27 protein-coding genes are annotated in these 24084 nt (G+C 64.4%); 18 read left to right on the forward strand and 9 right to left on the reverse strand.

The window, feature by feature from the left end; genetic code table 11:
- Window positions 1–3: 3 nt before the first annotated feature.
- Window positions 4–543, reverse strand: coding sequence for a KdsC family phosphatase (locus tag CCOS865_RS23855; RefSeq protein WP_119145497.1), 540 nt, complete (start codon window positions 541–543; stop codon window positions 4–6).
- Window positions 543–1517 carry a KpsF/GutQ family sugar-phosphate isomerase gene (locus CCOS865_RS23860; protein WP_119145499.1) on the reverse strand — a complete coding sequence of 325 codons (975 nt, stop codon included), beginning with the start codon at window positions 1515–1517 and terminating at the stop codon, window positions 543–545. Before CCOS865_RS23860 ends, CCOS865_RS23855 begins: the two co-directional genes overlap by 1 nt.
- Window positions 1518–1761: 244 nt before the next feature.
- On the opposite strand from CCOS865_RS23860, the gene CCOS865_RS23865 reads away from it, so the two are divergent.
- The 10 genes from CCOS865_RS23865 (at window position 1762) to hisC (ending at window position 9689) form a co-directional block, all read left to right on the forward strand.
- Window positions 1762–2571, forward strand: a complete 810-nt coding sequence (locus tag CCOS865_RS23865; protein WP_119145501.1) for an ATP-binding cassette domain-containing protein — start codon at window positions 1762–1764, stop codon at window positions 2569–2571.
- Window positions 2571–3368 carry a lipid asymmetry maintenance ABC transporter permease subunit MlaE gene (gene mlaE / locus CCOS865_RS23870; RefSeq protein WP_119145503.1) on the forward strand — a complete coding sequence of 266 codons (798 nt, stop codon included), beginning with the start codon at window positions 2571–2573 and terminating at the stop codon, window positions 3366–3368. Before CCOS865_RS23865 ends, mlaE begins: the two co-directional genes overlap by 1 nt.
- Window positions 3368–3853, forward strand: a complete 486-nt coding sequence (mlaD, locus tag CCOS865_RS23875) for an outer membrane lipid asymmetry maintenance protein MlaD (RefSeq protein ID WP_119145505.1) — start codon at window positions 3368–3370, stop codon at window positions 3851–3853. Before mlaE ends, mlaD begins: the two co-directional genes overlap by 1 nt.
- A 9-nt stretch (window positions 3854–3862) precedes the next feature.
- Window positions 3863–4516, forward strand: coding sequence for an MlaC/ttg2D family ABC transporter substrate-binding protein (locus CCOS865_RS23880; RefSeq protein ID WP_119145506.1), 654 nt, complete (start codon window positions 3863–3865; stop codon window positions 4514–4516).
- Window positions 4513–4815 (forward strand): STAS domain-containing protein, encoded by a 303-nt coding sequence (locus CCOS865_RS23885; protein WP_119145508.1) that lies wholly within the window; start codon window positions 4513–4515, stop codon window positions 4813–4815. Before CCOS865_RS23880 ends, CCOS865_RS23885 begins: the two co-directional genes overlap by 4 nt.
- 117 nt (window positions 4816–4932) lie before the next feature.
- The gene (locus CCOS865_RS23890; RefSeq protein WP_029613593.1) at window positions 4933–5172 is read left to right on the forward strand and encodes a BolA family protein; all 240 of its coding nucleotides are present in this window, start codon (window positions 4933–4935) and stop codon (window positions 5170–5172) included.
- Between the two features lie 23 nt (window positions 5173–5195).
- Window positions 5196–6461, forward strand: a complete 1266-nt coding sequence (gene murA / locus CCOS865_RS23895) for a UDP-N-acetylglucosamine 1-carboxyvinyltransferase (RefSeq protein ID WP_119145509.1) — start codon at window positions 5196–5198, stop codon at window positions 6459–6461.
- A gap of 91 nt (window positions 6462–6552) precedes the next feature.
- On the forward strand, window positions 6553–7188 hold the full coding sequence (gene hisG / locus CCOS865_RS23900) for an ATP phosphoribosyltransferase (RefSeq protein WP_119145512.1): 636 nt from the start codon (window positions 6553–6555) through the stop codon (window positions 7186–7188).
- Between the two features lie 126 nt (window positions 7189–7314).
- Window positions 7315–8640 (forward strand): histidinol dehydrogenase, encoded by a 1326-nt coding sequence (gene hisD, locus CCOS865_RS23905; protein WP_119145514.1) that lies wholly within the window; start codon window positions 7315–7317, stop codon window positions 8638–8640.
- A 2-nt stretch (window positions 8641–8642) separates the two neighbouring features.
- Window positions 8643–9689: a histidinol-phosphate transaminase gene (hisC, locus tag CCOS865_RS23910; RefSeq protein ID WP_119145516.1), complete on the forward strand. Its 1047-nt coding sequence runs from the start codon at window positions 8643–8645 to the stop codon at window positions 9687–9689.
- A 77-nt stretch (window positions 9690–9766) separates the two neighbouring features.
- On the opposite strand, the gene CCOS865_RS28590 is transcribed toward hisC, so the two are convergent.
- Window positions 9767–9901 (reverse strand): hypothetical protein, encoded by a 135-nt coding sequence (locus CCOS865_RS28590; protein ID WP_279630144.1) that lies wholly within the window; start codon window positions 9899–9901, stop codon window positions 9767–9769.
- 138 nt (window positions 9902–10039) lie between these two features.
- Here CCOS865_RS28590 and CCOS865_RS23915 point away from each other — a divergent pair, with 138 nt between their 5' ends.
- The 4 genes from CCOS865_RS23915 (at window position 10040) to CCOS865_RS23930 (ending at window position 12928) form a co-directional block, all read left to right on the forward strand.
- A complete protein-coding gene (locus tag CCOS865_RS23915) occupies window positions 10040–10699 on the forward strand; it encodes a FadR/GntR family transcriptional regulator (RefSeq protein ID WP_119145518.1) in 660 nt (219 codons plus the stop codon).
- Window positions 10700–10712: 13 nt separating this feature from the next.
- Window positions 10713–11993: a CynX/NimT family MFS transporter gene (locus CCOS865_RS23920; protein WP_119145542.1), complete on the forward strand. Its 1281-nt coding sequence runs from the start codon at window positions 10713–10715 to the stop codon at window positions 11991–11993.
- A 105-nt stretch (window positions 11994–12098) separates the two neighbouring features.
- Complete coding sequence (locus CCOS865_RS23925; RefSeq protein ID WP_119145520.1) at window positions 12099–12569, forward strand: nuclear transport factor 2 family protein; 471 nt, start codon at window positions 12099–12101, stop codon at window positions 12567–12569.
- Between the two features lie 41 nt (window positions 12570–12610).
- A complete protein-coding gene (locus CCOS865_RS23930; RefSeq protein WP_119145522.1) occupies window positions 12611–12928 on the forward strand; it encodes a GIY-YIG nuclease family protein in 318 nt (105 codons plus the stop codon).
- On the opposite strand, the gene yejK is transcribed toward CCOS865_RS23930, so the two are convergent.
- Window positions 12909–13916, reverse strand: a complete 1008-nt coding sequence (yejK, locus tag CCOS865_RS23935) for a nucleoid-associated protein YejK (RefSeq protein ID WP_119145524.1) — start codon at window positions 13914–13916, stop codon at window positions 12909–12911. The two genes, CCOS865_RS23930 and yejK, sit on opposite strands and share 20 nt — an antisense overlap.
- A 113-nt stretch (window positions 13917–14029) precedes the next feature.
- Here yejK and CCOS865_RS28095 point away from each other — a divergent pair, with 113 nt between their 5' ends.
- Window positions 14030–14272: a hypothetical protein gene (locus CCOS865_RS28095; RefSeq protein ID WP_147406538.1), complete on the forward strand. Its 243-nt coding sequence runs from the start codon at window positions 14030–14032 to the stop codon at window positions 14270–14272.
- A gap of 50 nt (window positions 14273–14322) precedes the next feature.
- Window positions 14323–14604 (forward strand): HU family DNA-binding protein, encoded by a 282-nt coding sequence (locus tag CCOS865_RS23940; RefSeq protein ID WP_029613585.1) that lies wholly within the window; start codon window positions 14323–14325, stop codon window positions 14602–14604.
- 52 nt (window positions 14605–14656) lie between these two features.
- On the opposite strand, the gene rlmF is transcribed toward CCOS865_RS23940, so the two are convergent.
- From rlmF to CCOS865_RS23965, 5 genes are all read right to left on the reverse strand, one after another.
- Window positions 14657–15616, reverse strand: coding sequence for a 23S rRNA (adenine(1618)-N(6))-methyltransferase RlmF (gene rlmF, locus CCOS865_RS23945; RefSeq protein WP_119145526.1), 960 nt, complete (start codon window positions 15614–15616; stop codon window positions 14657–14659).
- A 185-nt stretch (window positions 15617–15801) separates the two neighbouring features.
- Window positions 15802–18648 (reverse strand): valine--tRNA ligase, encoded by a 2847-nt coding sequence (locus tag CCOS865_RS23950; protein WP_119145528.1) that lies wholly within the window; start codon window positions 18646–18648, stop codon window positions 15802–15804.
- Window positions 18649–18881: 233 nt separating this feature from the next.
- The gene (locus CCOS865_RS23955) at window positions 18882–19256 is read right to left on the reverse strand and encodes a DNA polymerase III subunit chi (RefSeq protein ID WP_119145530.1); all 375 of its coding nucleotides are present in this window, start codon (window positions 19254–19256) and stop codon (window positions 18882–18884) included.
- 5 nt (window positions 19257–19261) lie between these two features.
- Window positions 19262–19690, reverse strand: coding sequence for a DNA polymerase III subunit chi (locus tag CCOS865_RS23960; protein ID WP_119145532.1), 429 nt, complete (start codon window positions 19688–19690; stop codon window positions 19262–19264).
- 48 nt (window positions 19691–19738) lie between these two features.
- On the reverse strand, window positions 19739–21229 hold the full coding sequence (locus tag CCOS865_RS23965; RefSeq protein ID WP_119145534.1) for a leucyl aminopeptidase: 1491 nt from the start codon (window positions 21227–21229) through the stop codon (window positions 19739–19741).
- Between the two features lie 286 nt (window positions 21230–21515).
- On the opposite strand from CCOS865_RS23965, the gene lptF reads away from it, so the two are divergent.
- A complete protein-coding gene (gene lptF / locus CCOS865_RS23975; protein WP_119145538.1) occupies window positions 21516–22637 on the forward strand; it encodes an LPS export ABC transporter permease LptF in 1122 nt (373 codons plus the stop codon).
- Window positions 22624–23685: an LPS export ABC transporter permease LptG gene (lptG, locus tag CCOS865_RS23980; RefSeq protein WP_119145540.1), complete on the forward strand. Its 1062-nt coding sequence runs from the start codon at window positions 22624–22626 to the stop codon at window positions 23683–23685. The genes lptF and lptG overlap by 14 nt, the downstream gene beginning before the upstream one ends.
- Window positions 23686–24084 lie beyond the last annotated feature (399 nt).

The following is a 24084-nucleotide window of genomic DNA, read 5'->3' on the forward strand; positions in this document are numbered from 1 at the left end:
GCCTTAGAGGTAGTGGGCGTTGGCAGCGTCCAGGGTACCCTGGGCCTGCATGATCAGTTCACAGAACTCGCGCGCAGCACCTTCGCCGCCGCGCGCCCGGGTGATCCCGTGGGCGTGCTGGCGAACGAACGGCGCGGCACTGGCGACCGCCATGCCCAGGCCCACCCGGCGGATCACCGGCAGGTCGGGCAGGTCGTCGCCCAGGTAGGCGACCTGCTCATAGCTTAGGCCCAGTTCGGCGAGAAGGCCGTCGAGCACCACCAGTTTATCTTCGCGGCCCTGGAACAGGTGCGGGATCCCCAGGTTGCGCGCACGGCGTTCGACCACCGGGGTCTTGCGCCCGCTGATGATCGCCGTGGTCACGCCCGAGGCCATGAGCATCTTGATGCCCTGGCCGTCGAGGGTGTTGAAGGTCTTGAACTCGCTGCCGTCCTCGAGGAAGTACAGACGGCCGTCGGTGAGCACGCCGTCGACGTCGAACACCGCCAGTTTGATGGCTTTGCCGCGTTGCATGAGGTCTGGGTTGAGCGCGTCATCGTTCATTACATCACTCCCGCACGAAGCAGATCGTGCATGTTCAGGGCGCCGGTCGGGCGGTCCTGCTGATCGACCACCACCAGTGCGCCAATCTTGTGGTCTTCCATGATCTTCAAGGCTTCTGCCGCCAGCATTTCGGCACGGGCCGTCTTGCCGTGCACGGTCATCACCTCTTCGATCAGGGTGGTGTGCACATCGATGTTGCGGTCCAGGCTGCGGCGCAGGTCACCGTCGGTGAACACCCCGGCGAGCGTGCCATCGGCTTCGAGCACCACGGTCATGCCCAGGCCTTTGCGGGACATTTCAAGGAGGGCCTCCTTGAGCAACGTGCCGCGTTTTACCTGCGGCAGGTCGTCACCGGAGTGCATGACGTTTTCGACTTTCAGCAGCAGCCGTCGGCCCAGGGCGCCGCCTGGGTGCGAGAAGGCGAAGTCCTCGGCCGAGAAACCGCGGGCTTCGAGCAAAGCAATGGCCAGTGCGTCGCCGAACACCAGGGAAGCGGTGGTCGAGGAAGTCGGTGCCAGGTTCAGCGGGCAGGCTTCCTTGGCCACGCGCGCGTCAAGGTTGACCTCGGCGGCCTGGGCCAACGGCGAGTCGGGGTTGCCGGTCAGGCTGATCAACTGGATGCCCAGGCGCTTGATCAGCGGCAGCAGGGTGACGATCTCGGCGGTGCTTCCGGAATTCGACAGGGCCAGGATGACATCGTCGCGGGTAATCATGCCCATGTCGCCGTGGCTGGCCTCGGCCGGGTGCACGAAAAAGGCTGGGGTGCCGGTGCTGGCGAGGGTAGCGGCGATCTTGTTGCCGATGTGTCCGGACTTGCCCATGCCAACCACCACGACCCGGCCTTTGCTGGCCAGGATCAGCTCGCAGGCCTTGACGAAGTTGTCGTCAATGCGGGGCAAGAGGCCTTCAACGGCCTCGAGTTCCAGGCGCAAGGTGCGCTGGGCGGATTGGATCAGCTCGCTGGATTGGCTCATGTCGAAAAGCAATGCCTGATGAAAAGGCGCCGATTATAGCCGCAATGTGGCCAAGGCTCATCACTCGATTGCCATATGGGCGTCACGCCCGCCTGTCGTTGGCCTGAATGACTCAGGGTATGGCCTTGGGGCGGGCATGGCTGCGGTGCTATAGTTCGCCGCTATTCGGCCCGCGGGGGGCGCGTGTGCCTTCACGATGAGGGCCAGCGTCCATTGAGACGAGGCTGTATCGCAAGGAGTCTAGATGAGTGTGGATAGCGCTTACGCGGTCGAGTTGAAGGGAGTCACCTTCAAGCGCGGTTCGCGCAGCATTTTCAGCAATGTCGACATACGCATCCCGCGCGGCAAGGTCACCGGTATCATGGGGCCATCGGGGTGTGGCAAGACGACGTTGCTGCGCCTGATGGGCGCACAGTTGCGGCCGTCCAGCGGCGAAGTCTGGGTCGCCGGGCAGAACCTGCCGACCCTGTCGCGCGGCGATCTGTTCGATGCGCGCAAGCAGATGGGCGTGCTGTTCCAGAGCGGCGCGCTGTTCACCGACCTCGACGTGTTCGAGAACGTCGCCTTCCCGCTGCGCGTGCATACCCAGCTGTCGGAAGAGATGATCCGCGACATCGTCCTGATGAAACTGCAGGCGGTCGGCCTGCGCGGTGCCATCGACCTGATGCCCGACGAGCTGTCTGGCGGCATGAAGCGCCGGGTGGCGCTCGCCCGGGCAATCGCCCTGGACCCGCAGATCCTCATGTATGACGAGCCGTTCGTCGGCCAGGACCCGATCGCCATGGGCGTTCTGGTGCGCCTGATCCGCCTGCTCAACGACGCGCTGGGCATCACCAGTATCGTCGTCTCGCATGACCTGGCCGAAACCGCCAGCATCGCCGACTACCTCTATGTGGTCGGCGACGGGCAGGTACTGGGGCAGGGCACCCCCGCCGAACTGATGGGCTCGGACAACCCGCGCATCCGTCAATTCATGAAGGGCGACCCGGACGGCCCGGTGCCATTCCATTTTCCTGCGCCTGACTACCGCGCCGATCTGCTGGGGACGCGTTGATGCGCAGAAGATCCTTACTCGAACGTGTCCGCCTGCTCGGCCGCTCGGCCATCGACGTGGTGGCGGTGCTCGGCCGCTCCTGCCTGTTCCTGTTCCACGCCCTGGTCGGGCGTGGCGGCATCGGCGGCGGTTTCCAGTTGCTGGTCAAACAGCTCTATTCGGTCGGTGTGCTGTCGCTGGCGATCATCGTCGTCTCCGGCGTGTTCATCGGCATGGTGCTGGCCCTGCAGGGCTACAGCATCCTCACCAAGTACGGCTCGGAGCAGGCGGTGGGGCAGATGGTCGCCCTGACCCTGCTGCGTGAACTCGGCCCGGTGGTCACCGCCTTGCTGTTCGCCGGTCGTGCGGGCTCCGCGCTGACTGCCGAGATCGGCAACATGAAGTCCACCGAGCAGCTGTCGAGCCTCGAGATGATCGGCGTCGACCCGCTCAAGTACATCGTCGCGCCCCGCCTGTGGGCCGGCTTCATCTCGCTGCCGTTGCTGGCGCTGCTGTTCAGCGTGGTCGGCATCTGGGGTGGCTCGTGGGTGGCGGTCGACTGGCTGGGCGTCTACGAAGGCTCGTTCTGGGCCAACATGCAGAACAGTGTTTCCTTTACCGACGACGTGCTCAACGGCCTGGCCAAGAGCCTGGTGTTTGCCTTCGTCGTGACCTGGATTGCCGTATTCCAGGGGTATGACTGCGAGCCCACTTCAGAAGGGATCAGCCGTGCCACTACCAAGACCGTGGTCTACGCCTCGTTGGCAGTCCTGGGTCTGGACTTTATTCTGACCGCCTTGATGTTTGGAGATTTCTGATGCAAAACCGCACCCTGGAAATCGGTGTCGGCCTGTTCCTCCTGGCCGGGATCCTGGCGTTGCTGCTGCTGGCCCTGCGTGTCAGCGGGCTGTCCGCCAGCCCGAGCAGCGATACCTATAAAGTTTACGCCTACTTCGACAATATCGCCGGTTTGACGGTCAGAGCTAAAGTGACCATGGCCGGTGTGACCATCGGCAAGGTCACGGCCATCGATCTTGACCGTGATTCCTACACCGGTCGGGTGACCCTGCAGCTGGACAAGAAGGTCGACAACCTGCCCGTCGACTCCACTGCATCGATCCTGACCGCCGGGTTGCTCGGTGAGAAATACATTGGTATCAGCGTGGGTGGCGACGATCAGGTGCTCAAAGATGACAGCACCATTCACGACACCCAGTCTTCCCTGGTGCTGGAAGATCTGATTGGCAAGTTCCTGCTCAATACCGTTGGCAAAGAACCGAAACAAGCCGACCCAGCTAATTAAGGAGTTTCCATGATCTCGATCCTGCGACGCGGCCTGCTGGTCCTGCTGGCAGCCTTCCCCCTGCTGGCCCTGGCCGCCCCTGGGCAATCCGCCCATGAGGTGATCCAGACCACCACCACGCGGTTGCTCAGCGACCTGAAGAGCAACAAGGATCAGTACAAGGCCGATCCCCAGGCCTTCTACGATGCCCTCAACAGCAACCTCGGACCGGTGGTCGACGCCGACGGCATTTCCAAGAGCATCATGACCGTCAAGTACTCGCGCAACGCTTCGCCCGCGCAGATGCAGCGCTTCCAGGAGAACTTCAAGCGCAGCCTGATGCAGTTCTATGGCAATGCCTTGCTCGAGTACAACAACCAGGGCATCACCGTCGACCCGGCCAAGGCCGAGGCGGACGACCGCACCAGCGTCAACATGAAGGTCACCGGCAACAACGGCGCGGTCTATCCGGTGCAGTACACCATGGTCAAGCTGAACGGCGAGTGGAAGGTGCGTAACGTCATCGTCAACGGCATCAACATCGGCAAGCTGTTCCGCGACCAGTTCGCTGACGCCATGTCGCGCAACGGCAACAACCTGGACAAGACCATCGACGGCTGGGCCGGCGAAGTGGCCAAGGCCAAGCAGACCGCCGACACGTCGTCGGAGAAGACCGTCAAATGAGCGAAGCCGGCGTGAGCATGGCCGAGCCGGGCGTTCTGCGCCTGGCCGGCGTGCTGGACTTTCGCAGCGGCCCGGCCCTGCGCAAGGAAGGCAAGGCGCTGATCGGTGCCAGCGGCGAACAGCGGCTGGTGCTGGACTGCTCGGCGGTGGTCAAGTCGAGCAGTGTCGGCTTGTCCTTGCTGCTGGCGTTCATGCGTGATGCACAAGCGGCGGGCAAGTCCTGGGAGCTGCGTGGCATGCCCGAAGACATGCGTGAAATCGCCGAGGTCTATGACCTGGAAGAGGTACTGGCGGGCTGATTGCCCGACAAGGTGAAAGACCCCTCGGTCAGCGCGCCCGTTCATGGGCTTCGCAGGCGAGGGGCTTTTTTGTATGATGGCCGACCCGCGCGCACAGGGCGCCGATTGAGGTTGAGCATGCAGGCCGTAGAAGTTAAAAGCTTCCTTGAAGAAAAATTGCCGGGAACCCGGGTCGAAGTTGAAGGCGAAGGCTGCAACTTCCAGTTGAACGTGATCAGCGACGAGCTGGCCGGGCAGAGCCCCGTTAAGCGTCAACAGGCGATCTATGCTCACCTTAATCCGTGGATTGCCGATGGCAGTATCCACGCGGTAACCATGAAATTTTTCAGCAGCGCAGCCTGGGCTGAGCGCACCTGAGCCAACTTGGCGGCGAGAACCCTATGGACAAACTGATTATTACTGGCGGCCCTCGTCTCGATGGCGAGATCCGCATTTCCGGGGCGAAGAACGCCGCCCTGCCGATTCTTGCAGCGACCCTGTTGGCCGATGGCCCGGTCACCGTCGGCAACCTGCCGCACCTGCACGACATCACCACCATGATCGAGCTGTTCGGGCGCATGGGCATCGAGCCTGTGATCGACGAGAAGCTGTCGGTCGAGATCGACCCACGCACCATCAAGACCCTGGTCGCGCCGTACGAGCTGGTCAAGACCATGCGCGCCTCGATCCTCGTCCTGGGTCCGATGGTCGCCCGTTTCGGCGAGGCCGAAGTGGCCCTGCCTGGCGGTTGCGCGATCGGTTCGCGTCCGGTCGACCTGCACATCCGTGGCCTCGAAGCCATGGGCGCGAAGATCGAAGTCGAAGGCGGCTACATCAAGGCCAAGGCGCCTGAAGGTGGCCTGCGCGGTGCGCACTTCTTCTTCGACACCGTGAGCGTGACCGGTACCGAGAACATCATGATGGCCGCTGCCCTGGCCAAGGGCCGCAGCGTGCTGCAGAACGCCGCGCGCGAGCCGGAAGTGGTCGACCTGGCCAACTTCCTCATCGCCATGGGCGCCAAGGTCCAGGGCGCGGGCACCGACACCATCACCATCGATGGCGTCGAGCGTCTGCACTCGGCCACCTACCGGGTCATGCCGGACCGTATCGAGACCGGCACCTACCTGGTCGCCGCTGCCGTCACCGGTGGCCGCGTCAAGGTCAAGGACACCGATCCGACCATCCTTGAAGCGGTCCTCGAGAAGCTCAAGGAAGCCGGCGCAGACGTCACCACCGGTGAAGACTGGATCGAGCTGAACATGCACGGCAAGCGGCCCAAGGCCGTCAACCTGCGCACCGCACCGTACCCGGCGTTCCCGACCGACATGCAGGCGCAGTTCATCTCGCTCAACGCCATTGCCGAAGGCACTGGTGCGGTGATCGAGACGATCTTCGAAAACCGCTTCATGCACGTCTACGAGATGCACCGCATGGGCGCGCAGATCCAGGTCGAAGGCAACACCGCCATCGTCACCGGGGTCAAGTCGCTCAAGGGTGCTCCCGTGATGGCCACCGACCTGCGCGCTTCGGCGAGCCTGGTACTCTCGGCGCTGGTCGCTGAAGGCGATACCCTGATCGATCGCATCTACCACATCGACCGTGGTTACGAGTGCATCGAAGAAAAACTGCAGATGCTCGGCGCCAAGATCCGCCGCGTACCGGGCTAACCTGCCAGGCGCAAGGACGCGCCAACCGAATTCCATGCCGCTCGGGTCCATGACCCGGCCGGCTATAGCCGCTTAAGGACCGACGTTTCCCATGTTGACCATCGCGCTATCCAAAGGCCGAATCCTCGACGATACCCTGCCACTGCTGGCCGAGGCCGGTATCGTGCCGACCGAGAATCCGGACAAGAGCCGCAAGCTGATCATCCCCACGACCCAGGACGACGTGCGCCTGCTGATCGTGCGCGCCACCGACGTGCCGACCTATGTCGAGCATGGTGCCGCCGACCTCGGGGTGGCTGGCAAGGACGTGCTCATGGAGTACGGTGGCCAGGGCCTGTACGAGCCCCTGGACCTGCAGATTGCCTGCTGCAAGCTGATGACCGCCGGTGTGGTCGGTGCGCCAGAGCCCAAGGGCCGTCTGCGCGTTGCCACCAAGTTCGTCAACGTAGCCAAGCGCTACTATGCCGAGCAGGGCCGTCAGGTCGATATCATCAAGCTGTATGGCTCGATGGAACTGGCGCCACTGATCAACCTTGCCGACAAGATCATCGACGTGGTCGACACCGGTAATACCCTGCGTGCCAACGGCCTCGAGCCGCAAGACCTGATCGCCATGGTCAGCTCGCGCCTGGTGGTCAACAAGGCCTCCATGAAAATGCAGCACGCCCGCATCCAGAGCCTGATCGACACGCTGCGCCAAGCGGTCGAGTCTCGACACCGCGGTTGACTCCTGCGCGCGACCTCCGCTGTCGCGCCCGTCTATCCGCGTCATAGCCACTTTTCTCAGGTGCCCGCGCGGATCGACTGGTAGCCTAGGGCGCCTGAGCATTCGCTATTATTCGAGGCCCTCGCCATGACCGTGTCCACTGCAATTGCCCGTCTCAACGCCGCTGATCCGGATTTCGCCCTACGTCTGGACCATCTGCTGAGCTGGGAGAGTGTGTCCGATGACGCGGTCAACCAGCGCGTGCTCGACATCATCAAGGCCGTGCGTGAGCGCGGTGATGCGGCGCTGGTGGAGTTCACCCAGCGCTTCGACGGCGTCCAGGCGAGCTCCATCGAAGACCTGATCCTCAACCGCGAGCGCCTGGAGCTGGCCCTGACCCGGATCACCCCGGCCCAGCGCGAAGCCCTGGAGAAGGCCGCCGACCGTGTGCGCAGCTACCACGAGCGGCAGAAGCAGGACTCCTGGCAGTACACCGAAGCCGACGGCACCGTGCTCGGCCAGAAAGTCACCCCGCTGGACCGCGCCGGCCTGTACGTCCCCGGTGGCAAGGCTTCGTACCCGTCGTCGGTCCTGATGAACGCCATTCCGGCCAAGGTCGCCGGCGTTGGCGAAGTGGTCATGGTGGTGCCGACCCCGCGCGGTGAGCTCAACGAGCTGGTGCTGGCTGCAGCGTGCATTGCCGGTGTCGACCGGGTGTTCACCGTCGGTGGCGCGCAGGCCGTTGCCGCGCTCGCCTATGGCACCGAAAGCGTGCCGCAGGTGGACAAGATCGTCGGCCCGGGCAACATCTACGTGGCCACTGCCAAGCGTCACGTGTTCGGCCAGGTCGGCATCGACATGATCGCCGGCCCTTCGGAGATCCTCGTGGTCTGCGACGGCCAGACCGACCCGGACTGGATCGCCATGGACCTGTTCTCCCAGGCCGAGCACGACGAGGACGCCCAGGCCATCCTGGTCAGCCCGGATGCCGAGTTCCTCGACCGCGTGGCCGCCAGCATCGACAAGCTGATGCCGACCATGGAACGTGCCGAAATCATCGAGAAGTCGATCAATGGCCGTGGTGCCTTGATCCAGGTGCGCGACATGCAGCAGGCGATCGAAGTCGCCAACCGCATTGCCCCGGAGCACCTCGAGCTGTCGGTGGCCGACCCGCAGGCCTGGCTGCCGCAGATCCGCCACGCGGGCGCGATCTTCATGGGCCGCCACACCAGCGAAGCGCTGGGCGACTACTGCGCCGGCCCCAACCACGTGTTGCCGACCTCCGGCACCGCGCGTTTCTCGTCGCCGCTGGGGGTGTATGACTTCCAGAAGCGTTCGTCGATCATCTTCTGCTCCGAGCAGGGCGCCTCCGAGCTGGGTCACACCGCCTCGGTACTGGCCCGTGGCGAGTCGCTGACTGCCCATGCCCGTAGCGCCGAATACCGCATCCTCACCGAAACCAAGGGGAACTGAGCATGAGTCGATTCTGGAGCCCCTTCGTCAAGGACCTGGTGCCTTACGTGCCGGGTGAGCAGCCCAAGCTGACCAAGCTGGTCAAGCTCAACACCAACGAAAACCCCTATGGCCCATCGCCCAAGGCGCTGCAAGCCATGCGCGGTGAGCTGAACGACAACCTGCGCCTGTACCCGGACCCTAACGGCGACCGGCTCAAGCAGGCGGTCGCCGAGTACTACGGTGTCAGCGCCCAGCAGGTGTTCGTCGGCAACGGTTCGGACGAGGTGCTCGCGCACATCTTCCACGGCCTGTTCCAGCATGGCGCGCCGCTGTTGTTCCCGGACGTCAGCTACAGCTTCTACCCGGTGTACTGCGGCCTGTATGGCATCCCCTTCGAGCAGGTAGCGCTGGACGAGCAGTTCCAGATCCGCATCGAAGACTACGCCAAGCCGAATGCCGGGATCATCTTCCCCAACCCCAACGCACCGACCGGCTGCCTGATGCCGCTGGACGTGGTCGAGCAATTGCTGCAGGCCAACCGTGACTCGGTGGTGGTGGTGGATGAAGCCTACATCGACTTCGGCGGTGAGACGGCGATCAGCCTGGTCGACCGCTATGACAACCTGCTGGTGACCCAGACCCTGTCCAAGTCGCGCTCCCTGGCGGGGCTGCGGGTGGGCCTGGCGGTGGGCCATCCGGACCTGATCGACGCGCTGGAGCGGATCAAGAACAGCTTCAACTCGTATCCGCTGGATCGCATGGCGATCGTCGGTGCGGCGGTGGCGTTCGAGGACCGTGAGTACTTCGAGCAGACCTGCCGCACGGTGATCGACAGCCGCGAGGCGTTGGTCGCGCAGTTGCAGGCCAAGGGTTTCGAAGTGCTGCCCTCGGCGGCCAACTTCATCTTTGCCCGGCATCCGCAGCAGGATGCCGCCGCATTGGCGGCCCGGCTGCGCGAGCAAGGGGTGATCGTGCGGCACTTCAAGCAGGCGCGGATTGCCCAGTTCCTGCGGATCACCGTCGGCACGCCGGAAATGAACCAGGCGTTGATCGACGCATTGGGCTGAGGCCGGGCGGGTGCCGCAACGGTGCCGGCATCACCGCCGAACCACTCAGGGGCTGCCATGTGCGGCCCCTGTGCTGTCTAAAGGCTGGTGCCGATGGGCAGCGCCTTCGGTGCGCCTGACTCGCCGCTGGCCTCTGGGCTGACCAGGCCGAACGCCAGCATCACCAGCACGACGATGGCGATGACGATACCCAGGCCTATGTGTTCACGCATGGCGCTTCCCTGACGATGGCTCGGCTGTGAGCCTGGCAAACCCTGACCCCGCTCGCAACTGGCAGAATTGCCAGGTGCTTCCTACCCAGGGCGGTTTCCGGTACCCTCGCGCAATTCGTAGGATGATTGGGTGAGTGCGTGACAACTACGGCAAATCAGCTGGTCCGACGGTCCTTGGTAGAGCTTGCGGTCGAGCAACTGCGCCAGCGTATCCTCGACGGCGTGTGGACCGTCGGCCAACGGCTGCCGACCGAGCCGGAGCTGGCGAGCGAACTTGGCATCAGCCGCAACACCGTGCGCGAGGCGATGCGCGTGCTGGCCTTCAGTGGCCTGGTCGAAGTGCGCCAGGGCGATGGCAGTTACCTGCGCACCCGCGTCGACCCGCTGCATGCGGTGCTGGCGATGTCGCGCTGCTCGCCAGAGCAGGCCCGCGAGACCCGGCACATCCTCGAGGCGGAAGCGATCGGCCTGGCCGCCGAGCGCCGGACCGAGGCCGACCTGCAGGGCCTGCGCGAGGCGCTGGCGGGCAGTGCGGCGCACTTTCACAGTGACGTCGACGCCTATGTCAGCTGCGACCTGGTGTTTCACCAGCGCCTGGTCGACGCCGCCCACAACCCGGCACTGAGCGAGCTGTACCGCTACTTTTCCGGCGTGGTGGCCGCCGCGCTGCAGCACAACATGAGCAGCGTGCCGCGCTGCCAGACGGTTTTCGACCTGCATGGGCAGATCCTCGAGGCCATCGAACAACGTGATCCGCAGCGGGCCAAGCGCCTCAGCCGGACCCTCATCGAATCCTGACAGCGAGATGGCCATGGCCGAGCAATTGACCCGCAAGACACCCGCGCCCGACGCGCCGCTCGATGAGCTGCTGATCGACGCCGAAGCCGATGACGAGCAGGTGCAACAGCAAGCGCCGGTCGTGCCCAGGCCCTGGCTGTTGCTGCTGGGCCTGGTGCTGGTGGCGCTGAACCTGCGCCCGGCGCTTTCGAGCATGTCGCCGGTGCTCGGCCAGGTCGCCGACGGCCTTGGCCTGAGTGCAGCCCAGGCTGGCCTGCTGACCACCTTGCCGGTGCTCTGCCTGGGCCTGTTCGCGCCCTTGGCGCCGATCCTCGCGCGGCGGTTTGGCAGTGAGCGGGTGATCCTCGGCATTCTCCTGACCCTGGCCCTGGGCATCGTCGTGCGCAGTGCCTTTGGCGCCACCGGGGTGTTTGTCGGCAGCCTCATGGCCGGCGCCAGCATTGGCATCATCGGGGTGCTGCTGCCCGGTATCGTCAAACGGGATTTTCCTCAGCATGCCGGTACCCTCACCGGGGTCTACACCATGGCCCTGTGCCTGGGCGCGGCGATGGCCGCTGGTGCCACGGTGCCACTGAGTCAGCAGCTGGGCGAGAGTTGGGCAATGGGCCTGGGCTTCTGGATGATCCCGGCGTTGCTGGCCATGCTGGTCTGGCTGCCGCAGGCGCGCCAGGGCCATGGCGCGCACAAGGTCGCCTACAGGGTGCGCGGCCTGTGGCGTGACCCGCTGGCCTGGCAGGTCACCTTGTACATGGGCCTGCAGTCATCGCTGGCCTATATCGTGTTCGGCTGGTTGCCGTCGATCCTGATCGGCCGTGGGTTGAGCCCGACCGAGGCCGGCCTGGTGTTGTCCGGGTCGGTGATCGTGCAGTTGATCAGCTCGCTCAGTGCCCCTTGGCTGGCGACGCGCGGCAAGGACCAGCGCCTGGCCATCGTGGTGGTCATGCTGGTGACCCTGGCTGGCCTGTTTGGCTGCCTGTATGCGCCGATTTCCGGGTTGTGGGGGTGGGCGGTGCTGCTCGGCCTGGGGCAGGGCGGTACCTTTGCCCTGGCCTTGACGCTGATCGTGCTGCGCTCCAAGGACGCGCAGGTCGCGGCAAACCTGTCGAGCATGGCCCAGGGGGTCGGTTACACCCTGGCCTCGATGGGGCCCTTCGCGGTAGGCCTGGTGCATGACCTGACCGGTGGCTGGGCGGCGGTGGGGTGGATTTTCGCCGTGCTCGGGGTGGGCGCTATCGTGTTTGGCCTGCAGGCCGGCCGGGCCTTGCATGTGCAGGTGACCCGCGAGCCCGTCTGAAGCTGCACCGGCTGCGAAGGGTTTATTCATGACGCAAATGGACATGGCGTTGCGGCCCGTCGCGGATTATCGTTCGGCTCTCGAATCCCAGGACGGACCTCACCGATGAGCGATGCCAACCAAGCCCTGATCACCCGCTTCTACCAGGCCTTCCAGCGCCTGGACGCCGAGGCCATGGTCGCCTGCTACAGCCCGGACATCGTCTTCAGCGACCCGGTCTTCGGCACCCTGCGCGGCCAGGATGCAGGCGACATGTGGCGCATGCTCACCACCCGGGCCAAAGACTTCAGCCTGACCTTCGACCAGGTCCGCGCCACGGCCGACAGCGCCAGCGCGCACTGGGTGGCGAGCTACCTGTTCAGCCAGACCGGCCGCACCGTGGTCAATGACATCCAGGCGCGCTTCGTGATCCGTGACGGGCTGATCCGTGAGCACCACGACAGCTTCGACCTGTGGCGCTGGTCGCGTCAGGCACTGGGCACGCCAGGCGTACTGCTGGGCTGGTCGCCAATGCTCCAGAACAAGGTCCGCGCGCAGGCCTTCAAGGGCTTGCGGGCGTTCCAGCAGGCGCGCTGAGCGGGTAAGCTGGTGGGTCTTCCCGATGCCTGAATAGAACCGTGAGCGAGACGCCCCCAAACCTGCCGAGCAAACCCTGGTTCGTCTATCTGGTCCGTGCGGCCAATGGATCGCTGTACTGCGGCGTCAGCGATGACCCGCAGCGGCGCTTCATCAAGCACCAGAAAGGCCAGGGCGCGCGCTATTTCAAGACCAGCCCGGCGCAGGCGCTGGTCTACGTCGAACAGTGGCCGGACAAGGCCGAGGCGCTGCGCCAGGAGCGCCTGGTGAAGAAGCTGCGCAAGTCGGCCAAGGAGGCGTTGGTGGCGGCCTACGGCGGTTGCCCGGCCGCCCCTGAGGTCAGTCCGTGCGACGCTTGAGCTGGTCGATCAGCTGCGTTGGCAGGCCCTTGATGATCAGCGTGCCGGCCACTTCGTCATACTCGACCTTCGAGCCCAGCAGGTGCGCCTCGAAGCTGATCGACAGCCCCTCGGCACGCCCGGTGAAGCGGCGGAACTGATTGAGCGTGCGCTTATCCGCCGGGATCTCCGGCGACAGCCCGTAGTCCTTGTTGCGGATGTGATCGTAGAACGCCTTGGGGCGGTCTTCGTCGATCAGGCTGGAGAGCTCATCGAGGGCGACCGGCTCGCCCATCTTGGTCTGGCTGGTGGCGTAGTCGACCAGGGTCTGGGTCTTTTCGCGGGCCGCCTCCTCGGGCAGGTCTTCGCTTTCGACGAAGTCACTGAACGCCTTGAGCAGGGTGCGGGTCTCGCCTGGGCCATCGACGCCTTCCTGGCAGCCGATGAAGTCGCGGAAGTACTCCGAGACTTTCTTGCCGTTCTTGCCCTTGATGAACGAGATGTACTGCTTGGAAGCCTGGTTGTTCTTCCACTCCGACAGGTTGATCCGCGCTGCCAGGTGCAGCTGGCCAAGGTCGAGGTGGCGCGACGGGGTGACGTCGAGCTCGGCGTTCACCGCCACGCCATCGCTGTGGTGCAGCAGGGCGATGGCCAGGTACTCGGTCATGCCTTGCTGGTAATGGGCGAACAGCACGTGGCCACCGGTGGACAGGTTGGACTCTTCCATCAGCTTCTGCAGGTGCTCGACGGCGGTCCGGCTAAACGCGGTGAAATCTTGTTCGGCGGCCAGGTACTGTTTCAGCCAGCCGCTGAACGGGTAGGCGCCGGATTCGCCGTGGAACAACCCCCAGGCCTTGCCTTGTTTGGCGTTGTAGCTGTCGTTGAGGTCGGCCAGCAGGTTCTCGATGGCGTCCGAAGCGCCCAGCTCGTGGTCGCGCGCATGCAGCACGGCAGGGCTGCCATCGGGCTTCTTGTCGATCAGGTGAACGATGCAATGACGGATAGGCATGGAAAATCTCGGCGGGTGTTGGAGCGCAGCTGGCCAGAGGCCACATGGCGCGGTGCAAAGTCGTTCAGTTTAACTCAGAGATCGGGTGATGCAGTGGTCAGAAGTTGGCGGATATGCCGGTTGTTGATTTTTTGTTCAATTTTCGCTGTTTTCAGGCCAAACCCCCGAAAAACCTGCATAAAAACAGCGTCGGCAGCGGATATTTATCTATTCCTGTGGTAGCTTTGCGCCGTCTTGCGCCCTTGAATGGCGCATTGCTGGCAGATCGCTTGCGTCGTGTCGAACCAAACGCCGATTTTCGTATCTACATACGCGATTGGCGCGGCCCGCCGGACTGTTACGGGCTGGCCCGATAACGACGTAGCACACTGCATAACCTCTGAATTTTTAGGGAAGGAACACCACCATGGCACTGACCAAAGACCAACTGATTGCCGACATCGCAGAAGCAATCGACGCGCCTAAGACCACCGCTCGCAATGCACTGGAGCAACTGGGCCAGATCGTTGCCGATCAACTGGAAAACGGCGCCGAGATCACCCTGCCAGGCATCGGCAAGCTGAAAGTCTCCGAGCGTCCTGCCCGTACCGGCCGCAACCCTTCGACTGGCGCTGCCATCGAAATCGCTGCCAAGAAAGTCGTCAAGTTCGTACCTGCCAAGGTCCTGACCGACGCCGTCAACAAGTAATTTGTAGACGCTTCAGTTGAAACCGCGCCCGGCTTGCCCGGGCGCGGTTTTTTTACGCCTGCCCGTTGCCCTGGCGCAGCGCGTGCCAGGCCTGGCGTGCAGTGTCGTCGTGGAAGCTCCAGGCAACCACGCGGCTCTGCTTCTGGCCCTGGCCCATCTCGATGATGCGCACGGCCCGGGTGCCAGCCTTCTTCAGCGCCGCTTCGATCGCCGGCAGGTTGCTCGCCTTGGACACCAGGCTGGTGAACCACAGCACCTGCTGGGCGCAGGCGGCGCTCTCGGCGATCAGTTGACTGACGAAGCGGATCTCGCCGCCTTCGCACCACAGCTCGTTGTTCTGCCCGCCAAAGTTGAGCACCGGCAGCTTGCGCTTGGGGTCCTGCTTGCCGAGGTTCTTCCACTTGCGCTGGCTGCCGCGGGTGGCTTCGTCGCGTGAGCTGTGGAAGGGCGGGTTGCTGAGGGTCACGTCGAAGCGTTCATCGGCCTCCAGCAGGCCGCTGAGGATGTGCTTGGGGTTGGCTTGCTGGCGCAGGCTGATGGCCTTGTTCAAGCCGTTGGCCTGGACGATGGCCTTGGCCGCACCCAGGGCCACCGGGTCGATGTCCGAGCCGAGGAAGCGCCAGCGGTAGTCGCTGTGGCCGAGCAGCGGGTAGATGCAGTTGGCCCCCACGCCGATGTCCAGCGCACGCACGTGCGGGCCGCGCGGGATCTCGCCGGTGTTGTCTTCGGCGAGCAGGTCGGCGAGCACGTGGATGTAGTCGGCGCGGCCAGGGATCGGCGGGCACAGGTAGTCGGCCGGGATATCCCAGTGCTGGATGCCGTATTGCGCCTTGAGCAAGGCACGGTTGAACACCCGCACCGCTTCCGGGTTGGCGAAGTCGATGCTCGGATTGCCATACGGGTTGGTGATGGTGAAGCGGGCCAGGTCAGGGTGCGCCTTGATCAGCGCGGGGAAGTCATAGCGGCCCTGGTGGCGGTTGCGTGGGTGCAGCGTGGGTTTGTTCTGGGTCATGGCAGACTCCGGTAGAGCGTCGCTGCTGACTGGGGCCGCTGTACGGCCCTTTCGCGACACAAGGCCGCTCCCACAGGGAAGGCGCGTCTACCAGAGCGTCTGGTGAGCTGCGCGGTCCCTGTGGGAGCGGCCTTGTGTCGCGAAACGAGGGCGTAGCCCTCGCCGGTCAGGTCAGCAATGTCAGATTACAGTGCGGCGATCCGCGCGTGCTGCTCGGTGAAGTTGGCCAGGGCCTGTTCGGCTTCAGCCAGCTTGGCGCGTTCCTTGTCGATCACCGCGGGCGGTGCCTTGTCGACGAAGGCGGCGTTGGACAGCTTGCCCCCGACGCGCTGGACTTCACCCTGCAGACGCTGGATTTCCTTGTTCAGGCGCGCCAGCTCGGCATCCTTGTCGATCAGCCCGGCCATCGGCACCAGCACCTGCAGGTCACCCACCAGGGCGGTGGCCGACAGCGGTGCTTCGTCCTGTTCGCCGAGTACGGTGAACGACTCGACCTTGGCCAGCTTCTTCAGCAGGGCTTCGTTTTCCTGCAGGCGACGCTGGTCTTCGGCACTGGCGTTCTTGAGGAACAATGGCAGCGGTTTACCCGGGCCGATGTTCATCTCGGCGCGGATGTTGCGCAGGCCGTTCATCAGCTGTTGCAGCCACTCGATGTCACCTTCGGCGACCGTATCGATGCGGCTGTCGTTGGCCACTGGCCACGGCTGCAGCATGATGGTCTTGCCGTCGATGCCCGCCAGCGGCGCGATGCGCTGCCAGATCTCTTCGGTGATGAAGGGCATGAACGGATGCGCCAGGCGCAGCGCCACTTCCAGTACCCGCACCAGGGTGCGACGGGTGCCGCGCGCGCGCTCGACCGGGGCGTTCTCATCCCACAGGACCGGCTTGGACAGCTCCAGGTACCAGTCGCAGTACTGGTTCCAGATGAACTCGTAGAGCGCCTGGCTGGCCAGGTCGAAGCGGAACTGCTCGAGCTGACGGGTCACTTCGGCTTCGGTGCGCTGCAGCTGCGAGATGATCCAGCGGTCGGCCAGCGACAGCTCGTAGGCCTCGCCGTTCTGGCCGCAGTCCTCACCCTTGTCGAGCACGTAGCGTGCGGCGTTCCAGATCTTGTTGCAGAAGTTGCGGTAGCCTTCGACGCGGCCCATGTCGAACTTGATGTCGCGACCGGTCGAGGCCAACGAGCAGAAGGTGAAGCGCAGGGCGTCGGTGCCGTAGCTGGCGATCCCTTCCGGGAACTCGGCCTTGGTCTGCTTGGCGATCTTCTCGGCCAGCTTGGGCTGCATCAGGCCGCTGGTGCGTTTCTCCAGCAATTGCTCGAGGGTGATGCCGTCGACGATGTCCAACGGGTCCAGCACGTTGCCCTTGGACTTGGACATCTTCTGGCCCTGGCCGTCGCGCACCAGGCCGTGCACGTAGACGGTCTTGAACGGCACCTGCGGGGTGCCGTCCGGGTTCTTCACCAGGTGCATGGTCAGCATGATCATCCGGGCGACCCAGAAGAAGATGATGTCGAAGCCGGTGACCAGCACGTCGGTGGAGTGGAATTTCTTGAGGAACTCGGTCTGCTCCGGCCAGCCCAGGGTGGAGAAGGTCCACAGGCCCGAACTGAACCAGGTGTCGAGCACGTCGTCGTCCTGGCGCAGGACCACGTCGCTGCCCAGGTTGTGCTTGGCGCGCACTTCAGCCTCGTCGCGGCCGACATAGACCTGGCCGGCCTCGTCGTACCACGCCGGGATGCGGTGGCCCCACCACAGCTGGCGGCTGATGCACCAGTCCTGGATGTCACGCATCCAGGAGAAGTACATGTTCTCGTACTGCTTGGGCACGAACTGGATGCGGCCATCTTCGACGGCGGCGATCGCAGGCTCGGCCAGCGGCTTTGTCGAAACGTACCACTGGTCGGTCAGCCACGGCTCGATGATGGTGCCGGAGCGGTCGCCCTTCGGCACCTTCAGGGCGTGGTCATCAACGCTGACCAGCAGGCCCTGGGCGTCCAGGTCGGCAACGATCTGCTTGCGCGCGACGAAGCGGTCGAGGCCGGCGTACTGCGCAGGCAGGCTGGTGTCGATCTGCTCGTTGAGGCTGCCGTCGAGGTTGAACGCCTGGGCGTTGGCCAGCACCAGCGCGTTCTTGTCGAAGATGTTCAGCAGCGGCAGGTTGTGGCGCTTGCCGACTTCATAGTCGTTGAAGTCGTGGGCCGGGGTAATCTTCACGCAGCCGGTGCCGAATTCGGGGTCGCAGTAGTCGTCGGCGATGATCGGGATCAGGCGGCCGACCAGCGGCAGTTCGACGAACGTGCCGATCAGCGCCTGGTAGCGCTCGTCGCTCGGGTTGACGGCGACGGCGGCGTCACCCAGCAGGGTTTCCGGACGGGTGGTGGCGACGACCAGGTAGTCCTTGCCATCGGCGGTCTTGGCGCCGTTGGCCAGCGGGTAGCGCAGGTTCCACAGGTGACCCTTCTCGTCGTGGTTTTCCACTTCGAGGTCGGAAATCGCGGTGTGCAGCTTGGTGTCCCAGTTGACCAGGCGCTTGCCACGGTAGATCAGGCCGTCTTCGTGCAGGCGTACGAAGGCTTCCTTGACCGCGTCGGACAGGCCGTCGTCCATGGTGAAGCGTTCGCGGCTCCAGTCGACCGACGAGCCGAGGCGGCGGATCTGCCGGCTGATGTTGCCGCCGGACTGTTCCTTCCACTCCCAGACCTTGTCGAGGAACTGCTCGCGGCCCAGGTCATGACGGTTCTGGCCCTTGGCCTCGAGCTGACGCTCGACCAGCATCTGGGTGGCGATACCGGCATGGTCGGTGCCCGGCTGCCACAGGGTGTCGCGACCCTGCATGCGGCGGAAGCGGATCAGCGCGTCCATGATCGCGTTGTTGAAACCGTGGCCCATGTGCAGGCTGCCGGTGACGTTTGGCGGCGGGATCATGATGGTGTAGGACTCGCCTGCACCTTGTGGGGCGAAATAGTTCTCGGACTCCCAGGTGTTGTACCAGGAAGTTTCGATGGCGTGCGGCTGGTAGGTCTTATCCATGCGCGGCGGGACCCTTAGGCATTAATTCGGGAAAGCCGAGAAGTATAACGGAGCTGCAAGCTTCAAGCGACAAGCTGCAAGGGGGATAGCGGCCAGGCCGTAGAGTTTGTTCAGGCACTACTGGCCTCATCGCGGGCAAGCCCGCTCCTACAAGGACTTGCAGCGCTGCAAATCCTTGTAGGAGCGGGCTTGCCCGCGAAGAGGCCTGCACCCACACCACCAATGCCGGTGGTTTACTCTGGACGCTTGAGCAAGCGTTCCATGCGCGCATCCAGGCGGCGCTTGATCTCGGTTTCGATATGCGGGGTAAAGTCGTTGATCACGTCCTGCATGATCAGCTGCGCAGCGGCGCGCAACTCGGCATCCAGGCGCAGCAAGGTGTCCTGGCGGCGGGTCTGTGGGTCGTCCTCGGCCTCGGCCGTGGCCGGTTCGAGCTCGGTCAGCAGCGGCGGGGCGTTGCCCAGCGGTTCGTCCAGCAGCAGGGGGATCTGCTCGACCGTATCGGTCAGCAGCGGCGGTTGCAGGTCAGCGTCGCCCAACAGCTCGCGGATCGACTCGAGGTCGTCGAGCAGATGGGCAGAGTCGGGCCGGGGGGAGTGCTTGTCCATCGTCGTCAAAGTCGCTGTAGGCGGTGATTCTGCAGAGCATAGCCCTGTTCCCGGTAGAAACGGAACCGTTCTCGGGCGGCCTCGCGAATCGCTGGCGCTTCGACGACGATTTCCGCCACCCGCTGGAAGCGGCCGACAAACCCCGGCACTTTACCACCGAGGTTGATCAGCAGGTCAGTGTGGCTGCCCGGGTCATCGCCCAGGCCCAGGGCCACCGCAGCGTCGGCCTGCGCCTCGGCCAGGTCATGGGGCACGAACGCCTCCCCCTTGAACTGCCACAGGCGCTGGTCGAGCTCGGCCCGTTGCGCGGCGTCCTGGCAGTGCAGGTACACCCGGTGACCGAGGCGCCAGGCCTTCTCGCACAGCTTGCAGGCGAAATCCAGCCGCGCCGAGAGCGAGTCGGTGGGCAGCACATAGAAGTCTACTTGGCTCATGGTTCAGTCCGTGGGCAGGCGACCCAGGGGGCCGCCTGCCGTCGCGGTTCAGGCGTTGGCGCGGTCGAGCAGGTACTGGGTCAGCATCGGTACCGGACGGCCAGTGGCGCCCTTGTCCTTGCCGCCGCTGATCCAGGCGGTGCCGGCGATGTCCAGGTGGGCCCAGTTGTAGGCCTTGGCGAAGCGCGACAGGAAGCACGCGGCGGTGATGGTGCCGGCCTTCGGCCCGCCGATGTTGGCGATGTCGGCGAACGGGCTGTCCAGTTGCTCCTGGTACTCATCGAACAGCGGCAGCTGCCAGGCACGGTCGTCGGCACGCTTGCCAGCGTCGAGCAGTTGGCCGATCAGTTCGTCGTTGTTGCCGAGCAGGCCGGCGGTGTGGCTGCCCAGGGCAACGATGCAGGCGCCGGTCAGGGTGGCGATGTCGATCACCGCCTGTGGCTTGAAGCGTTCGGCGTAGGTCAGTGCGTCGCACAGCACCAGGCGGCCTTCGGCGTCGGTGTTGAGGATCTCGACGGTCTGCCCGCTCATGGTCGTGACGATGTCGCCCGGACGCGTGGCGTTGCCGCTCGGCATGTTCTCGGCGCAGGCCAGGATGCACACCAGGTTGATCGGCAGCTTCAGCTCGAGCACGGCGCGCAGGGTGCCGAACACGCTGGCGGCGCCACACATGTCGTACTTCATCTCGTCCATGCCGGCGCCTGGCTTGAGGCTGATGCCGCCGGTGTCGAAGGTGATGCCCTTACCGACCAGCACGAACGGTTTTTCGCTCTTCTTGGCGCCGTTGTACTGCAGCACGATCAGCCGTGGCGGCTGGTCGCTGCCCTGGCCGACCGCGTAGAACGCGCCCATGCCCAGGTCCTTGATCTTCTTTTCGTCGAACACTTCGACCTTGAGGCCTTTGTGCGCCTTGCCCAGGTCCTTGGCCTGCTCGGCCAGGAAGCTTGGGTGGCAGATGTTCGGCGGCAGGTTGCCCAGGTCGCGGGTAAAGGCCATGCCGGTGGCGATGGCGGTGGCGTGCTTGACGGCGCGCTCGACCTCGGCCTGGCCGGCCTTGTCGGCCAGCAGGGTGACTTTCTTCAGTGCGCGCGGCTCGGCCTTCTGGCTCTTGAAGCGGTCGAACACGTATTCGCCGTCGAGCAGGGTCTCGGCCAGCAGGCGGTATTTGCCATAGTGCGCATCGCGGCCGGTGACGGCGATATCGTCGAGGGCCAGCACCGCATCGCTGCCACCCAGGCTTTTCAGCACGCCGGCGACGCTGCTGGCGAGCTTGCGCCAGGTGCGGTCGCCGAGGGCGTCCTTGCCGCTGCCGACCAGCAGCACGCGCTCGGCCTTGAGGCCCGGCAGGGCAGGCAGGAGCAGGGTCTGGCCAGGCTTGCCGGCCAGGTCGCCACGCTTGAGCACGGCGGAAATCGCGCCATCGGTCGCCAGGTCAACCGCCTTGGCGATGTCGCCGAGCTTGCGCCCTTCGCCGACGGCCAGCACCAGCGTTGCGGTTTTCAAGGATGCAGCGGCTACGCTTTTTACAACCAGTTCCATGTCAGGGTCCCCGAATGTTCTGTCAGTTGGCGCCTGTCGTGCGCGCTCGAAGAAGGCATGGCCGCGTCGACGCGTGCCAGCGGAAAAGCTGCCAGTTTGAGCCTGCCGCAAGCTCGCTGACAACCCCGATGTACACTGTCGTGCGCGGCCAAGTGACAGCCGAGGGCAATCACAGGATAATGCGCGCACTTTACATGGAGGTTCGCCCCCGGCGAACCGGCATTGGTCTTGGCTGTCCGAAGCCTTTGTTTGGCTGTCCGCCCCTGACAACCCAGGAGTGTCTGGTTTGATCGTCTTTCGTTATTTGTCCCGCGAGGTCCTGCTGACCTTGAGCGCCGTCAGCGCTGTGCTGCTGGTGATCATCATGAGCGGGCGTTTCATCAAATACCTGGCGCAGGCCGCCCAGGGCGTGCTTGATCCGGGTGTGCTGTTCCTGATCATGGGCTTCCGGCTGCCGGGCTTCCTGCAGCTGATCCTGCCTTTGGGGCTGTTCCTGGGTATCCTGCTGGCCTATGGCCGGCTGTACCTGGAAAGCGAGATGACCGTGCTTTCGGCCACGGGCATGAGCCAGCAGAAGCTGCTGGCCATGACCCTGGCACCGGCGGCGCTGGTCGCCCTGCTGGTGGCCTGGCTGAGCCTGAGCCTGGCGCCCCAGGGCGTCTCGCAGGTGCAGCAGATCATCAACCAGCAGGATGCCCTGACCGAGTTCGACACCCTGGTGCCTGGGCGTTTCCAGACCCTGCGTGACGGCTCACGGGTGACCTACACCGAGCAGCTGTCGGATGACCGGATCAAGCTCGACGGCGTGTTCATCTCCGAGAAGCGCTTCAACCAGGACAAGACCAAGGACCGCGCACCTTCGGTGCTGGTCGCCGAAAAAGGTCACCAGGAAGTGCAAGCCGACGGCAACCGCTACCTGATCCTGGAAAACGGCTACCGCTACGACGGCAACCCTGGCCAGGCCGATTACCGGGCGATCAAGTACGACACCTACGGTGTGCTGCTGCCCAAGCCTGAAGTCAGCGAAGAGGTCACCGACCGCGAGGCCATCCCGACCTCGCAGTTGTTCGGCCATGCCGGCCTGCGTGAGCGCGCCGAGCTGCAATGGCGGCTGTCGTTGCCGCTGCTGGTGTTCATCGTGACCTTGATGGCGGTGCCGCTGTCTCGGGTCAACCCGCGCCAGGGCCGCTTCCTCAAGCTGCTGCCGGCGATCCTCCTTTACATGGCTTACCTGACAATGCTGATTTCCGTACGCGGCGCCCTGGAGAAGGGCAAGCTGCCGATCGCCCTCGGCGTGTGGTGGGTGCATGGGCTGTTCCTGATGATCGGCCTCGGCCTGATGTACTGGGAGCCCCTGCGTCTCAAGCGTGCCGCGAAGCGTGCGGGGGTGACCCATGGCCAAGCTTGATCGCTATATCGGCATGAGTGTGCTGATGGCCATCCTGGCCGTGCTCGGCATCATCCTCGGCCTGGCGTCGCTGTTCGCCTTCATCGACGAGATGGGTGACCTGAGCAACACCTACAGCGTGCTCGACGCCGGTTACTTCGTGCTGCTGACCGCGCCGCGCCGGCTCTACGAGATGCTGCCGATGGCCGCGCTGATCGGCTGCCTGATCGGCCTTGGCAGCCTGGCCAGCAGCAGCGAGCTGACCATCATGCGTGCCGCGGGTGTGTCCATCGGGCGCATCGTCTGGGCGGTGATGAAGCCGATGCTGGTACTGATGCTGGTCGGCGTGCTGATCGGTGAGTACGTCGCACCGGTGACCGAGAACAAAGGCCAGGCCGAGCGTTCGCTGGCGCAAGGCGGTGGCGAGGCGCAAAGCTCCAAGCGCGGCATGTGGCACCGTCAGGGCGACGAGTTCGTGCACATCAACTCGGTACAGCCCAACGGCCTGCTGCTGGGTGTGACCCGCTACCGCTTCGACGCAGAGCGCAAGATCATCACCTCCAGCTTTGCCCGTCGGGCCAAGTACAACGACGACCATTGGGTGCTCAATGACGTCAGCACCACTCACTTCCGCGGTGACCACACTGAAGTGATCAAGGCTGCCGAGGAGCGCTGGGATGTTTCGGTGACCCCGCAACTGCTCAACACCGTGGTGCTGGCGCCGGAGTCGCTGTCGATCACCGGGCTGTGGGACTACATCCACTACCTGGCCGACCAGGGCCTGAACAACGCCCGTTACTGGCTGGCGTTCTGGACCAAGGTGCTGCAACCGTTGGTGACCGCGGCGCTGGTGCTGATGGCGATTTCCTTCATCTTCGGCCCGCTGCGTTCGGTGACCCTGGGTCAGCGGGTGTTCACCGGGGTGCTGGTGGGCTTCGTGTTCCGCATTGCCCAGGACCTGCTTGGGCCTTCGAGCCAGGTGTTCGGCTTCCCACCGTTGTTGGCGGTGGTGATCCCGGCGGGGGTCTGTGCGTTGGCCGGTGTGTGGTTGTTGCGACGGGCGGGTTGATCGCCTGACCGCTGTGAAAAAGCCGACCTCAGGGTCGGCTTTTTTATGGGGGGGATTCAGGTTGCTGGCGGCTTGCGGGGGGATTGGGGGTGTTTGGAGATTGTCGTGGGTGCTGGGGGGGATTGGCGAGCATATCCGTTTGGTGTGGCGCGGCCACTGGCCCCTTCCGCCCTTACGGCGGGTCACTTTTTTTCTTGGAAAAAAGTAACCAAAAACCGCTTGCTCCTGCATCCGGCCCTCCGCTGCGCTGCGGGTTCCCTCACTCCGGTCTTGCTCCCGTGAGGACCGCGCCGGACGGGCCTTCCTGGCCCGCGGCGCTTGCCGGCCATCCATGGCCGTCACCTCACTCCGCAAGACCTCCGTTCGGCCTCCTGAAGTCGCGGTAGATCAAGATCACAA

Source organism: Pseudomonas reidholzensis (assembly GCF_900536025.1).
GTDB lineage: Bacteria > Pseudomonadota > Gammaproteobacteria > Pseudomonadales > Pseudomonadaceae > Aquipseudomonas > Aquipseudomonas reidholzensis.